Source organism: Pantoea sp. X-Soil-YNGN-775, assembly GCF_059730575.1.
The window spans coordinates 3028794-3042320 of the sequence record NZ_AP035945.1 but is presented as its reverse complement, the minus strand read 5'-3'; the positions used below and the strand labels follow the sequence as shown (position 1 = coordinate 3042320).

Here is a 13527-nt window from a genome sequence, read left to right as displayed (position 1 = left end):
AAGCTAAATAATTGTCTATTTAGTATGGTAGTTGATTTGCTTGAAATATCGTCAATGCATGGTCAGACAACCCTTATGCACCGCTAAATGACTTTTGTTTTGATGATCACATTAATAAAAAAACATAATTAATTAGTTCAAAAACGTAATAGATTCTCCTGGGTTAGTTGTGTCAGAAAGTGTTCCACCCAGACAAAAGAACCGGAGATCGGACCAGAATGAGCAATAACATAATGCAAAGCCGGCATGATGAATATCATAAATTAACCCGCGGAGAGCGTATTGGTTATGGAATGGGCGACTTTGCGCAAAACCTGGTGTTCGGTACCATAGGTGGCTTTCTGGCGCTTCACATGTTGACTGTAAATACAATCAGTACAGCCACAGCCGGGTTTATATTTCTTTTTGTCCGTATTGTTAACGTGTTATGGGACCCGATGGTCGGGACTTACGTTGATAAAAGAAGCTCACTTGCCGGCAAATATCGTCCCTGGCTTTTAAGAGCAGGGGTTCCGCTGGTTATTCTTTCTGCTCTACTTTTTGCTCCCATTCCCGCTATCCAGGGTTCTGTCCCTTTTGCATTTGTGGTTTATTTAGCCCTGGATTTGGTTTATTCCGTAGTGAATATTCCGTATGGTTCACTTAACGCTTCCCTAACCAGAGATCCTGAATCTATTGATAAACTGACCAGCACACGTATGATGCTGGCTAATAGTGCCAATCTTCTGGTCTATACGCTATTCCCAATGTTTGTACAAATGGCTTCGCCGAAAGATCGAAGCCTGAAAGATACCGGTTTCTTTGGCCTTGAACTCAATATGGGCAACTATACCGATCCCTCAGCTAGCTACGCGTGGTTTGGGGTTTACGCAATCTATATGCTGATCGGCGCAGTGGCTCTTTTCATCTGTTATAAATTTACTAAAGAACGTGTTGTTGCGACGGCAGAACAAACCGCCAACGTAAAAGCAACAGATTTGTTCCATGAACTCAGACATAATCGGCCGCTGGTCATCCTCGGACTGTTTTTTATGCTGGCCTTTACCTTCATGTTTTTCATGAATACCGTAAATGGCTTTTTCAACCAATATGTTGTTGGCCACTCAGAGTGGATGGGTGCTATCGGCCTGGTCGCCTCAATTCCCGGTATTGTCTTCCCTGTTTTCTGGCCCAGGCTGAAGAAAATTTTTGGCAAAAAAGGCTTCTTCCATCTGTTCCTCGGCATGTTTATTGTCGGTGAACTACTGACGTACGTCTGGTCACGCGAAGCAATGCATGATGCACTTTGGCTGGCTTATATCTCAACATTCATTAAGCAGTGGGGATTAAGTTCAGCGACCGGCTTTATGTGGGCGCTTGTCCCTGAAGTTGTTGCATATGGCGAATTAAAAACAGGAAAGCGAAACGCTGCCATTATTAATGCCATTATGGGACTGTTTTTTAAAATCGGTTTTACCCTGGGTGGCGCGATTCCACTTTGGTTACTGGCAGCCTATGGTTTTAACGAAAAAGGGGCTCAGCAAAGTGCAAATGCTATCGATGGAATAATTATTACAGCGATTTGGGTCCCCATAATGTTAGCTGCCGTTTCAATGATCATCATTCAGGTTTATCCCATCTCAGACAAACATGTCACAGACATCAATCGTCAGCTTGATGAAGTACGTGTGTAGGTTGAATAAGTCACGATAACATTCAAAAGATATACAGCTTAAACTTAAAAAGGTGTGATTATATGTCTCTGATTCAAAACCCTATCTTACCTGGATTTAATGCTGACCCGAGCATTATCCGGGTAGAAGACACCTACTATATTGCAAACTCTACATTTGAATGGTTCCCGGGTGTTCGTTTACATGAGTCAAAAGACCTGGAACACTGGAACCTTCTCCCAGCCCCCTTATCAACAACCGCGCTTTTAGATATGAAAGGAAATCCTTCCTCCGGCGGGATTTGGGCGCCAGCGCTTTCTTATGCGGATGGCAAGTTCTGGTTAGTTTATACCGATGTGAAAGTTACAGAAGGCGCCTTTAAAGACATGACGAATTATCTGACTACAGCCACTAATATTCGTGGTCCATGGACAGATCCGATTAAACTGAATGGTGTCGGCTTTGACGCCTCACTTTTCCATGATGATGATGGCCGTAAATATATCGTTCAACAAACCTGGGATCATCGGGAGTATCATCATCCTTTTGATGGCATCACGTTAACTGAGCTTGATACACAGACGCTGAAATTAAAACCCCAGACTGCGCGAACGATTTATCGCGGCACTGCTGTTGCCCTGGTTGAGGGGCCACATCTCTACAAACTGAACGGATATTATTACCTTTTTGCCGCTCAGGGCGGAACCGTTTTCACTCACCAGGAAGTTGTGGCGCGTTCAAAAACATTAGATGCCAATAGTTTTGAAACACAGCCCGGTGAAGTGTTCTTAACCAATTTTGATACGCCAGACAGCTATATCCAAAAGCAGGGGCACGGCTCGCTGGTCTCCACCCCGAAAGGGGAATGGTATTATGCTTCACTTTGCGCGCGTCCGTGGAATCGTGCCGGTGAGTCCGCCTACGACCCGCGTGGCTGGTCTACCCTGGGAAGAGAAACCTCTATTCAGAAAGTGTATTGGGATAAAGATGGCTGGCCACGCATTGCAGGAGGTCACGGTGGACGGACGTTTGTCGAAGGTCCAACCGATGCGATTTATACCGAAAGCACAGGAGATCATAGCCAGTACGATGAGTTTATAACAACGACACTCGATCTCAACTGGAATACGCTCCGGGTCCCGTTCAGCGAAAAAATGGGATCGACGGGCGATGGAAAGTTAACCTTAACAGGCCAGGGATCGTTAGCCAATACTCATGACCTATCGCTGATTGCCCGACGCTGGCAAGCCTTTTATTTTGATGCGCAGGTTAAAGTCAAATTTGAGCCATTTAATTATCAGCAAATGGCGGGATTAACCCATTATTACAACGACCGCCATTGGAGTTTTATTTTTATTACCTGGAATGAAATTAATGGGTCAGTTATTGAAATTGGTGAGAATAACCGTGGTAAATACACATCCTATTTGAAAGATGATGCCATTAAGATCCCAGAGGATACGCAGTATGTCTGGTTTCGCACCAGGGTTCGGAAGGAAACTTATACCTACGAATATAGTTTTGATGGCGTCAGTTTCACTGAAATCCCTGTCAAATTAGATTCGGCTATTCTTTCAGATGATTATGTACTGCAAAGTTATGGTGGGTTCTTTACTGGCGCATTTGTTGGCCTCGCTGTGGTTGATTATTCAGGTTATGCAGCCAGCGCAGAATTTTATCATTTCAGTTATCAGGAGCTTGGCGATTTCCTACTTGAAAATAACAGGTACAACTGGGAAGCCAGTGAGTCACGATTTAATTAAATAATAAAGTCTGAACTCAGACAATAAGTGCAACGCCAGCCTTGATGCTAAGGGGGCGTTGCACCTGAAGAACGCACCAGCCTGAGAGCTTGATTGACTGTACGCACAGAACTCACCAATCAACGCTTTGCTGGCGAGTGAACGAATGGAATAGAGTATCTGCCTTTATCAACCATCCTGTTTGATCATTCTGACTACGGAGACACCTATTACGCTAATTATTTAATTTTACCTCTGCGAAATAAAAAAATAAAATCCACTTGTTTTGGTAGAGTTGTTTCTGTTAATACCGAAACAGGATGGTTATTGTCTGAAGATATAATTAAATTGAGATAGCCATGAAAAGTTTAAAAACACGCCCTTTAGCATTGGCGATAATTACCGCACTGTGCCCGGTTTCCGTTCTGGCACAGGAATTTACTCAGGAACAGATTGACGCCATTGTCGCCAAAGCGGTTGATAAAGCCCTGGCCGAGAGGCAGGCAAAAATCACTGCTGCCGCCGATAAAAATGTCGACGTTATTACCAACCCGCAAACCACTGCAGCCTCCCCGGATTTAGAAATTCCATTTGGTCTTAAATTCAGCGGTTACGCCCGTTACGGCGCCCACTTCCAGACGGGCGACCAGAAATATGTTGGCGTCGACGGATCCTATAACGGCGCCTCGGCTATCGGCCGTCTGGGTAACGAAAGTAACGGCGGTGAATTCCAGTTAAGCAAAGCCTTCAAAAGCGACAGAGGGGCTATCTGGGATCTTAATGTCATGTTTGACCACTGGAGCGACGAAGTGAACCTGAAAAAGGCCTATGTAGGCGTTACTAACGTCCTCGAATCGAACCCGAATGCCTATATCTGGGCTGGCCGTGATTTCCATCAACGTCCGCAACAGGGGATCAACGACTACTTCTGGATGAACCATGACGGCCAGGGGGCCGGGGTGAAAAATTTTGATATTGGCGGTATTCAGTTTGACGTGGCAACGGTGTCGCAGGTGAAATCCTGTAGCCCGGAAGTGTCGGCCGATGAGACTAACCCTTCACGTATCACCTGTACCGGTAGCTCCGACACCGGTGATGACGGTCATTATGCGCTGACCACCAAAACCCACGGCATCAAGGCCGGGCCGATTGACGTCGAAGTGTACGCTAACTACGGCTTTGACTCGAAAGCGATAGACAACGATGAGCAGCTTGATGCCTGGCAGGGCGGTCTGGTGCTGAGCCACACTAACGACAGCGGAGTGAATAAAGTCATTTTGCGCTATTCCGATAACGCAGATAACAGCGTCTACAACAAAACGGACGATCTGACCACGGTCTATGCCAGCTTCGAGGGCAGTCATAAGTTTACCCGGCAGGCGCAGCTCGAATATTTGCTGGCCTTCCATGACTACGATGACGGCAAAGACAACACCGACAACCGTAAAAATTATGCTGCCATTGTACGACCGATGTATTTCTGGAACGACGTGCATTCAACCTGGCTGGAAGCTGGCTACCAGCGGGTGGATTACGATCGGGGCGGCGATAACAAAGGCTGGAAGCTGACGTTATCGCAGAACATAGCCATTGGCATGGGGCCTGAATTCCGTCCGATGTTGCGCTTCTATGTGACTGGCGGTCAGGTGGACAACACGCATATCACCAGAGTCGATGGTGCCAGCAACGAGCAGCTGGATTCGCTGAACGTCGGCGGCATGTTTGAGGCATGGTTCTAAGTGAGCTTATTAACCCCCCTGCCTGCCGGAATGGAGCGACATACCACCGACTGAATCCTGAGTGTTCTTAAGCCCGCCGCACAGCGGGCTTTTTACGGGTTGCTGCCGGCCGGACAGGTCATTCTGCCCGCAGTTTTAACCTTTCAGCGCATCCCCGGCCGCCGCTGGCGTTTTATTGTTCACTTTGACGAAATTTGCGCTATTCTGCTCTGCAGTAGAGAGACGCGCGCCAGACTTGTCGCCAGCCTTTACCCGCCGCTTTCGCTCACTATCCCAAAGCCGCCCCTTGTGAATCCGTCTGCTCAGCAGGCGTTGCCATTTTTTGTCTTCAGGAATGTTGTCATGCTTTCACTTAAAGTGTTCAGCCTGTTTTTTGTTGCCGTCTTACTGTTATCGCTGGGTGCCAGCATCGCGCAGGCCACACGCCACAGTGATAACAGCGAAAAGGGGGGCTGGTGGTCGGCCCGCCGTGATTCGGCCGGTATGGCGCCCGATCCGCGCGCTATAGCCAACCTCGCTATCGTTCAGGTCTATGCCGCGCCGACCTATGGCTGGAAAGGTGCAGTTGCGGTTCATCCGTGGATCATTTTCAAGCGTGCGGGCGAAAGCCGGTATAACCGTTATGAGGTGATTAGCTGGGGCAGCGGCGATAAAGTCCGCCGCAACACCAATATCCCGGACGGTTACTGGTATGGTGCGAAACCGCGCCTGCTGGTGGAACACCGCGGTCCGGCGGCGGAAGCGATGATCCCGCAGATTGAAGCAGCAATTAAATCCTACCCGTGGCCGACCACCTATCACGCCTGGCCGGGGCCCAACAGTAATACCTTTCTGGCACACATTGGCCGTGAGGTACCGGCACTGAAGCTTGATCTGCCCGCTAATGCGCTCGGCAAAGATTACCGACCGCTGTGGCGTCCGATTGGGTTACCGCCATCGGGACGCGGATTGCAGGTGTCAATACTGGGCGTGGCGGGCGTGACAGTCGGCGCAGAAGAGGGCTTTGAAGTGAACCTGCTGGGGTTAAACATGGGGCTGGATTTCACGCCTTTCCGGTTACGTCTGCCGTTTATCGGCGGCCTCGGCCACGACAACCTTCAACAGAATAACCCGTAACAGTCCGGCCCCGTTCATCGGGGCCAGTTTTTATCAGCAGACGCCGAAGTCACCTTCTTCGTGATACAGATTCACGCTATCAGCCTTCACTTCAATCTCTTTTTTGGTCGCATCGTCTGTGCGTGCGCACCACAAAGTCTCGCCTTCAACTCGCAGCACCTGCATTTTTGGACCGCCGGTCTTTGACTGGACAAAATCATCCGGTTTAAACATGTTGCCTCCATAGTTTGTTGTTCATTCTGGTCGCATAAATCCACTGTTGATGATTTTTTGCGTGCCGTTTTCCAGTTTATACCCTGACTGTTTTACCGCGAGAAAAAGTCTGCCCATGCTGAGCCGCATAATCTCCACTTTAACAAGTTGTCAGTTGACAACCCACTGGTTTCACGTCACGCTAGAGGCTCAAATGGTCAGAAAGCGACATCACAGTAAAGAGATTGAATCGGCTTTATGTTACGCCGAATCCCATGGATGGCGGGTAGTACCGGGCGGCCATCATGCGTGGGGCAAGATGTACTGTCCGAAAAACCTGATGACCTGTCGGTGCGGCGAGTTTTGTCTGACCTGCATCTGGAGTACGCCGAAGAGTGCGCAAAACCATGCCAATGCCCTGCGCCGCGTGGTTGATCATTGTCACTTTCTTACGGCCTGACACAGCAAAAGGAGCGGCTCATGGAATACCGTTTTACTTTACGATTTAGCCTGCCAGCGGAGCACGCCACGCAGGATGAGATGCTGGAGAATCTGGCACTGGCGGGCTGTGATGATGCGCTGGTCGGGCTCGGCGTACCTGGCAGAATTGCGCTGGAGTTTAGCCGTGAAGCCTCTTCTGCCAGTGAGGCGTTGATGCGCGCCGAAGCGGAGGTCATCGGCGCCATACCCGGTGCCATGCTGGCGGAAGCCGCGCCCGATTTTGTCGGACTGACGGATGTGGCGGAATTAACCGGCATGTCGCGGCAGAATATGCGCAAACTGATGCTCAGCCATCGCCCGCCGTTTCCGTTGCCGGTGCATGACGGCAAAACCGCCATCTGGCATCTGGACGATGTGCTGAAGTGGTTAAGCCAGCGCGGCACCTATGCGCTGCCAGCCGCCATCGGTGAACTGGCGCAGGTGACGCGCCAGCGTAATCTCAAGCGAGCATTACAATGCAACCCGGGCCGCGCCTGAGGCTCAGTGCGGCAGCAGGAACAGGGTAGCCAGTCCCAGGAAGATAAAGAAACCGCCGGTGTCGGTGATAGCGGTGATCAATACGCTGGAGCCGACGGCGGGATCGCGCTTCATTTTGGTCATCACCAGCGGTACCAGCACGCCCATCAGCGCTGCCAGCAGCAGATTCAGCGCCATCGCCAGCATCATCACGCCACCCAGCGCCAGGTTGTCATACATCAGCCAGGTGATGCCGCCCATAATCCCGCCCCAGAACAGGCCGTTGATCAGCGCCACGCCGAGTTCACGGACAATCAGGAACGAGAAGTTTCCCGGCTCAACCTGATGTAGCGCCAGAGCACGCACAATCATGGTGATGGTTTGATTACCGGTATTGCCGCCGATGCCAGCGACGATCGGCATCAGAGTGGCGAGCGCCACGATTTGCGAGATAGTGCCTTCAAACAGCCCAATCACTCGCGAGGCGACAAAGGCGGTGCAGAGATTAATCGCCAGCCATGCCCAGCGTTTACGCACTGACTTCCGCACCGGCGCAAACACGTCCTCTTCCTGACTGATACCGCCCATTTTACGGATATTGCTTTCGTTTTCGGCATTCACCAAATCGATAATGTCTTCAATAGTGATACGGCCAATCAGGCGGCCCTTTGCATCAGTAACGGCCGCGGAGATCAGGTTATAACGTTCGAAGGCGCTGGCGGCATCTTCCGCCTTATCGTTAAGCTGGAAGGTGGTGGGGCGGGCATTCATTACCTCACTGACCAGCGTTTTCGGCTTGTTCAGCAGAATATCGGTCAGCAGCAGTTCGCCAAGCAGCAGATTATCGTCATTGGTGATAAAGATTTTATCGGTGCCGCCCGGCATGCTTTTGTGCTTACGCAGATAGCGCTGTACCGTGGCCAGCGTCACGTCGTCACGCACCGTCAGGATATTGAAATCCATCACCCGACCGACGCGGTCGCGGTCAAACTCCACCACGCTCAGCATGCGGGCGCGCAGGCCCGGTTCCACGGTCGCCAGCAGGCGGCCCGTCAGGTCACGGGGCAGATAACGCGCCAGCCACACCTGGTCATCAATATCCAGCGGTTCGATGGCACGCAGAATATCGCGATCGCTCATCTCTTCGGTCAGGCTGGCCCAGACGGTTTCTGACGCCTCCACCAGCACCAGACCGCGCCGTTCGTTCGGCACCAGTCGCCACAGCGCCTGACGTTCTTCTTCCGGTAATGCTTCCAGGATATCGGCAAGGTCGGCAGCGTGCAGCTGACGAATATCCTGTTCCAGCGCGTCACGCTGGGTCGCATTTTCACGTTGCTGTTCAGGAGTGAGGTCGCTGGATTTATCCAGTAACGCATCAACCAGATCGTGCTCGTTGAGCAGCAGCGTCAGAATGCGATGACGTATTTCACTTAAACGTTGAGAGTGTGAGGCAGACACATTGAATCCCTTTAGTCTGTAAGCACCAGCACGAAGTGTAGCGTTTCGCCTGAAAAAGGGATGCAAAAAATGGCGCAGTCAACCGGACGGCGGGGCAGTTTTTCAGGCGAAAAAGTCGTGTTCGCTAACGCGTATCGCCAGAACTGACGGCAACCGGTTCAGGCAGCGATTTTTGTTGCTGATGATGTTCGAAGGCAGCAGGCAGGATAAAAATCAGGCGGCTAAACAAAATGATAAAACTGATCAGCAACACGATACGGGTCATGGTGCCGGTCTTTTGACGTCTTCGGGGAGAAATAGCGCTGTTCACGCGGGGTGGTTCCTGTAATGACCCAAAGCTGGGCGACCGCAACATTTAGTCACAGTCGCCAGACGAAATCAATCGCTGTTGAAAAAAACAGCAGGCAAAGATCAGTAACTGGCTTTTTGCGCCAGCAGCGTGGCGAAGCGGCAGTTAATGCGATTGCCATGTTCATCTTTGCGGTGCAGCTGGCCAGGATTTTCGTTGTACTTCACGATATGCCAGTTACGGTAGTAATTGCTCAGCTCACCCGATTTAAACGCAAAGGTAAAATCGTCCGGGCACGGCATATCGTCGGTGTTCATCGCCGCCACGATCAGGTTGTAGCCGTTCTTCACCGTGCAGGCCTGCATATCAGCAATCAGCTGCGGAATGCTCTGCGGCTGCAGGAACATCATCACCACGGTCGACAGGACAAAATCGTAGCCACCGTTAAAGCGGGTCTGGTTCAGATCGCGTTGTTCGGTATGGATACCGCTCAGACCTTCCCGCTCGATAATATCGTGCAGACGCGCCAGGCTCTGCGGATTATGATCCCAGGCGGTGACGTCGAAACCGTGCTGATTAAGATACAGCGTATTACGTCCGCCGCCACAGCCGAGGTCGAGAGCCTTACCGACGTTGAGCTGGGGCAGCGCCGCCACGACTTCAGAGTGGGGCGGCGTCAGGCCGTAGGTTTCGGCGAAATAGTGTTCGTCACGCAGACGTTCGGTATGTTGTGTCATGATTATCAGTTCAGTTAAATGGGTGCCAGGCACCCACGTTATCAGGCCTCTTCGAGGATCAGTTTCCATCCGGTGACGTCGTTCCAGTAACCCTGTTCGCGCTCGAGATCGAGCTGCACCAGAGTGTTCTGACTGAAGTAGCCCGCGGGGAAAATCAGCGTCCAGTGACCGTCGTCGCACTTCAGCTCCAGGGTATCCGGCCGCGTAGTGGCCTGGCGCTGATTATTCAGCAGGGTACCCAGACGCAACAGGAAAATCAGCGGCACGAACTGCTTCTTCTTAAACAGCGTCACCCGCGGCAACTCATCGAGTTTCACCGCTTTCCGATGGAATCTTACCAGCGCCGCCAGCAGCATTTGCTGATCCTGATTAAAGCCAGGCATATTGGTGTTTTGCAGAATGTAGGCTGAATGGCGCTGCAGACCGCTATGGTTGATGGTCAGCCCGACTTCATGCAGCATCGCCGCCCACTTCAGCAGCGCCGCCAGTTGCGGATTTGCCAGCCTGGGATTCTGATCGCGCCACTGTAGATAGAGCTGTTCGGTGGTGTCGAGCACGCGTCGCGCCTGATCGCTGTCAATCGCGTAATGATTCGCCAGACTCTGCGCGGTGCGGCTGCGGATATCCTGATGGCGGAAGCGGCCTTCCATTTCGTACAGCACGCCTTCGCGCAGCGCGCCATCGGAGAGGCGCAGCTCGCGAATCGCCAGCGCGTCGAACACGCCACACAGAATCGCCAGTCCCGGTACAAACACCCCTTTACGTTCTTCCGACAGGCCTGGCAGACTCAGCGCGGCAAATGACTTGTGCTTAATCACTTCATCATACAATTTGTCGAGACGTTCAGGCGTAATCAGCTTCTCTTTCTCATCCATCGCCTGCAGCACTTCGCAGGCGGCTTTGATGGTGCCGGACGCGCCCAGCGCATATTGCCAGCCGTGCAGGCGATACTGCCACGCCAGCGTTTCCAGCTTCTGCGCGGCGGCTAAGCGGGCGCGACGGAAATTCTCGCGGCTGATTTCACCGTTGGGGAAATAGAGCTGCGCGAAACTGACGCAACCCATGCGGCGGCTTTCCACCAGCTGCGGCTCAAAATCCTCGCCAATCACCAGTTCGGTTGACCCGCCGCCGATGTCAATCACCAGCTTGCGACCTTTCTCCGGCTGAGTATGCTCCACGCCCATAAAGATCAGACGGGCCTCTTCATGACCTGAAATCACCTCAATCGGGTAGGGGATCACCTCGGCGGCCCGTTGCAAAAAGGTTTCGGCGTTGACCGCCTGGCGCAGCGTATGGGTGCCGACAATAGTGACATTGCTCGGGCTGAATCCCTGCAGACGTTCCGCGAACAGCGCCAGGCAGGTTAATCCCCGCTCCATCGCCTCTTCGCTCAGGCGATTACTGGCATCCAGCCCGTCAGCCAGATGGACGCGCTGTTTCAGGCGACCCAATACCTGCATCGCGCCATCCACCACCCGGGCGATGACCATATGGAAGCTGTTCGATCCGAGGTCGATCGCCGCAAACTCCTGGGGTTTTGGCGTACTTTTATGGGAAATTGGCATAGGATTTATTCAGGTTGTTCCAGGTTCTTGATGTAATCATAAATGGCCAGCTGCGATCGCACTTTGCGACGATTGCCGCGCTGGACGTAATGGTTACTCAACTCTTTATCGACGATGCGGGCTTTTACCGTATCACTTAACTGAATAGCAATAATGTCGAGTATGCGCTGCTTAATACGTGGATCGAGAATCGCCACCGCCACTTCGATGCGGTAATCAATGTTACGCGTCATCCAGTCAGCCGAGGAGAGGAACACTTTTTTATCGCCGCCATTGTCAAAAATATAGACGCGATCGTGCTCCAGATAACGGTCAACGATACTGATGACGCGAATATTTTCACTGATCCCCGGCAAATCGGGAATTAATGAGCACATGCCGCGGACCAGCAGATTGACCTTAACCCCCACGCTGGAGGCTGTATAAAGCCGGTCAACCAGTCCTTTGTCCACCAGATTGTTGATTTTCAGAGTAATGCCGGACGGCTTTTTCTGCTGCGCATTGGCGATTTCGTTATCGATCAACTCATACAGCATCCGGCGTGAGTTCTGCGGCGACACCATCAGATGATCGAAGGTGACCGGCCGGTAAGGGTTCTCGATAAAGTTAAACACCCGGCGCACTTCGTTGGTGATGCGCGCATCGGCGGTCAGCAACGAGTAGTCGGTATAGAGGCGGGCGGTTTTTTCGTTGAAGTTGCCGGTCCCGATATGCGCGTAACGCACAATCTCTTCACCTTCACGGCGCGAAATCAGGAACAGCTTGGCGTGAATCTTTAGCCCCGGCGCAGAGAAAATTACGTGCACGCCCGCTTCAGTCAGGCGCTTAGCCCAGTAGATGTTCGCCTCTTCATCAAAGCGCGCCTGCAGCTCAACCACCACCGTCACTTTTTTGCCGTTATAGGCCGCATGGATCATCGCATCCATGATGCGTGAGTGCTTGGCGACGCGATAGATATTGATTTTAATGGCTAACACGCTGGGGTCGAACGACGCCTGACGCAGCAGTTCCAGCACGTGCTCAAAGGTATGGTAAGGATAATAGAGCAGCACATCGCGATCGCGAATGGCATCAAAGCCGTTGCGGAAGCCATCAAATCCGATATGGCGAATCTGCGGCAGCGGCCGGTTCACCAGGTTGTTTTTGCCGACGTTCGGGAAACCGATGAAGTCTTTAAAGTTGTGGTAGCGTCCGCCGGGCAATATGGAGTCGAAGTTGGAGATTGAGAGCTTGTGGCACAGCAGTTCCACCATCGAATCAGGCATGTCGCGCTGGTAGACAAAGCGGACCGGCTCGGCGGTCAGTCGTTGCTTCAGGCTGGACGACATCAGCTCCAGCAGGCTCGATTCCATCTCCGTCACCAGATCGTACTCGGCGTCACGCGTCATCTTCATCGAGTAAGCGTTCAGCGCGTCGTAATCGTAAAAGCCTTTGAAAATATCGTCCAGGCAGTAACGTAAAATGTTATCCAGCAGGATCATCGGTTTACGACGACGCGGCGGCTCAGCCGGCAGATTAATGAAACGCGGCACTTTATCGGACGGGATCTCCAGCAGCGCATAACGAATGTTATCGCCACGGATAATTTCCACCGCCAGATAGGTGTAATCGTCTTTCAGAAATTCGGTCAGATCAGTTTCATGGGTGATCAGAATCGGCGAGATGTGCTGGCGCAGTTCGTGTTTGAAATAGTGGCGCAGCCACGCCTGCTGATTTGGCGAGAGCTGGCGCTCGTTGATCAGGAAGATCTGATTACGCGCCATCTCCAGCAGCAGATCGTTATACAGCGCGTCAAACTCCTGGTCAGACTTCAGGACGCGCTGCTGGATCTTCTTAAATAAATGACGTGGCGTACTGGCGGAACCCTGCTCTTCACCAATCAGAATACGGCGTTTCAGGTCGGCGAAACGCACCTTGTAGAATTCGTCGAGGTTATTGGAGTAGATACCGAGAAAACGCATCCGCTCAATCAGCGGATTACTTTTGTCCGCCGCTTCCTGCAAAACCCGTTCGTTAAAGGATAACCAGCTTAATTCTTTTTCAATATAAAGCTTTACCTGACCCATTCTCACTCCATATA

At 51.8% G+C, this 13527-nt stretch carries 12 protein-coding genes; 6 read left to right on the top strand and 6 right to left on the bottom strand.

Translation table 11 applies throughout. The annotated features are described in order from the left end of the window. The first annotated feature begins 233 nt into the window (after positions 1 to 233). From AC6I8I_RS14145 to AC6I8I_RS14130, 4 genes are all read left to right on the top strand, one after another. On the top strand, positions 234 to 1673 hold the full coding sequence (locus tag AC6I8I_RS14145; protein WP_312759132.1) for an MFS transporter: 1440 nt from the start codon (positions 234 to 236) through the stop codon (positions 1671 to 1673). A 62-nt stretch (positions 1674 to 1735) separates the two neighbouring features. Continuing rightward, the gene (locus AC6I8I_RS14140) at positions 1736 to 3415 is read left to right on the top strand and encodes a glycoside hydrolase family 43 protein (protein WP_497827987.1); all 1680 of its coding nucleotides are present in this window, start codon (positions 1736 to 1738) and stop codon (positions 3413 to 3415) included. Positions 3416 to 3753: 338 nt separating this feature from the next. Further along, positions 3754 to 5133 (top strand): carbohydrate porin, encoded by a 1380-nt coding sequence (locus tag AC6I8I_RS14135; protein WP_312759005.1) that lies wholly within the window; start codon positions 3754 to 3756, stop codon positions 5131 to 5133. A gap of 342 nt (positions 5134 to 5475) precedes the next feature. Continuing rightward, positions 5476 to 6249 carry a DUF3750 domain-containing protein gene (locus AC6I8I_RS14130; protein ID WP_497827986.1) on the top strand — a complete coding sequence of 258 codons (774 nt, stop codon included), beginning with the start codon at positions 5476 to 5478 and terminating at the stop codon, positions 6247 to 6249. A gap of 33 nt (positions 6250 to 6282) precedes the next feature. Here AC6I8I_RS14130 and AC6I8I_RS14125 read toward each other — a convergent pair whose 3' ends face one another. Continuing rightward, positions 6283 to 6462, bottom strand: a complete 180-nt coding sequence (locus AC6I8I_RS14125; RefSeq protein WP_497827985.1) for a GDFGVC terminal motif YodC-like protein — start codon at positions 6460 to 6462, stop codon at positions 6283 to 6285. Positions 6463 to 6655: 193 nt separating this feature from the next. Between AC6I8I_RS14125 and AC6I8I_RS14120 the strand changes: the two genes are divergently transcribed. Next, positions 6656 to 6901 carry a hypothetical protein gene (locus tag AC6I8I_RS14120; RefSeq protein ID WP_072051000.1) on the top strand — a complete coding sequence of 82 codons (246 nt, stop codon included), beginning with the start codon at positions 6656 to 6658 and terminating at the stop codon, positions 6899 to 6901. A 20-nt stretch (positions 6902 to 6921) separates the two neighbouring features. Next, a complete protein-coding gene (locus AC6I8I_RS14115) occupies positions 6922 to 7419 on the top strand; it encodes a helix-turn-helix transcriptional regulator (RefSeq protein WP_069728712.1) in 498 nt (165 codons plus the stop codon). Between the two features lie 3 nt (positions 7420 to 7422). Here the strand turns inward: AC6I8I_RS14115 and mgtE are convergent, their stop codons facing one another. From mgtE to ppk1, 5 genes are all read right to left on the bottom strand, one after another. Further along, complete coding sequence (mgtE, locus tag AC6I8I_RS14110) at positions 7423 to 8856, bottom strand: magnesium transporter (RefSeq protein ID WP_497827984.1); 1434 nt, start codon at positions 8854 to 8856, stop codon at positions 7423 to 7425. Positions 8857 to 8980: 124 nt separating this feature from the next. Continuing rightward, positions 8981 to 9166, bottom strand: a complete 186-nt coding sequence (locus tag AC6I8I_RS14105) for a YfgG family protein (RefSeq protein WP_031375371.1) — start codon at positions 9164 to 9166, stop codon at positions 8981 to 8983. Positions 9167 to 9267: 101 nt separating this feature from the next. Further along, entirely contained in the window at positions 9268 to 9882 is a 615-nt protein-coding gene (gene tehB, locus AC6I8I_RS14100; RefSeq protein ID WP_312055065.1) for a tellurite resistance methyltransferase TehB, read from the bottom strand. Positions 9883 to 9923: 41 nt separating this feature from the next. Beyond that, positions 9924 to 11447 carry an exopolyphosphatase gene (gene ppx, locus AC6I8I_RS14095; RefSeq protein ID WP_312758999.1) on the bottom strand — a complete coding sequence of 508 codons (1524 nt, stop codon included), beginning with the start codon at positions 11445 to 11447 and terminating at the stop codon, positions 9924 to 9926. Between the two features lie 5 nt (positions 11448 to 11452). Then, positions 11453 to 13513, bottom strand: a complete 2061-nt coding sequence (gene ppk1 / locus AC6I8I_RS14090; RefSeq protein WP_497827983.1) for a polyphosphate kinase 1 — start codon at positions 13511 to 13513, stop codon at positions 11453 to 11455. Positions 13514 to 13527 lie beyond the last annotated feature (14 nt).

Excerpts from the sequence above, each read along its gene's own strand:
- AC6I8I_RS14145 (WP_312759132.1), top strand. The coding sequence starts at position 234 with ATGCAAAGCCGGCATGATGAATATCATAAATTAACCCGCGGAGAGCGT.
- AC6I8I_RS14140 (WP_497827987.1), top strand. The coding sequence starts at position 1,736 with ATGTCTCTGATTCAAAACCCTATCTTACCTGGATTTAATGCTGACCCG.
- AC6I8I_RS14135 (WP_312759005.1), top strand. The coding sequence starts at position 3,754 with ATGAAAAGTTTAAAAACACGCCCTTTAGCATTGGCGATAATTACCGCA.
- AC6I8I_RS14130 (WP_497827986.1), top strand. The coding sequence starts at position 5,476 with ATGCTTTCACTTAAAGTGTTCAGCCTGTTTTTTGTTGCCGTCTTACTG.
- AC6I8I_RS14125 (WP_497827985.1), bottom strand. The coding sequence starts at position 6,462 with ATGTTTAAACCGGATGATTTTGTCCAGTCAAAGACCGGCGGTCCAAAA.
- AC6I8I_RS14120 (WP_072051000.1), top strand. The coding sequence starts at position 6,656 with ATGGTCAGAAAGCGACATCACAGTAAAGAGATTGAATCGGCTTTATGT.
- AC6I8I_RS14115 (WP_069728712.1), top strand. The coding sequence starts at position 6,922 with ATGGAATACCGTTTTACTTTACGATTTAGCCTGCCAGCGGAGCACGCC.
- tehB (WP_312055065.1), bottom strand. The coding sequence starts at position 9,882 with ATGACACAACATACCGAACGTCTGCGTGACGAACACTATTTCGCCGAA.
- ppx (WP_312758999.1), bottom strand. The coding sequence starts at position 11,447 with ATGCCAATTTCCCATAAAAGTACGCCAAAACCCCAGGAGTTTGCGGCG.
- ppk1 (WP_497827983.1), bottom strand. The coding sequence starts at position 13,513 with ATGGGTCAGGTAAAGCTTTATATTGAAAAAGAATTAAGCTGGTTATCC.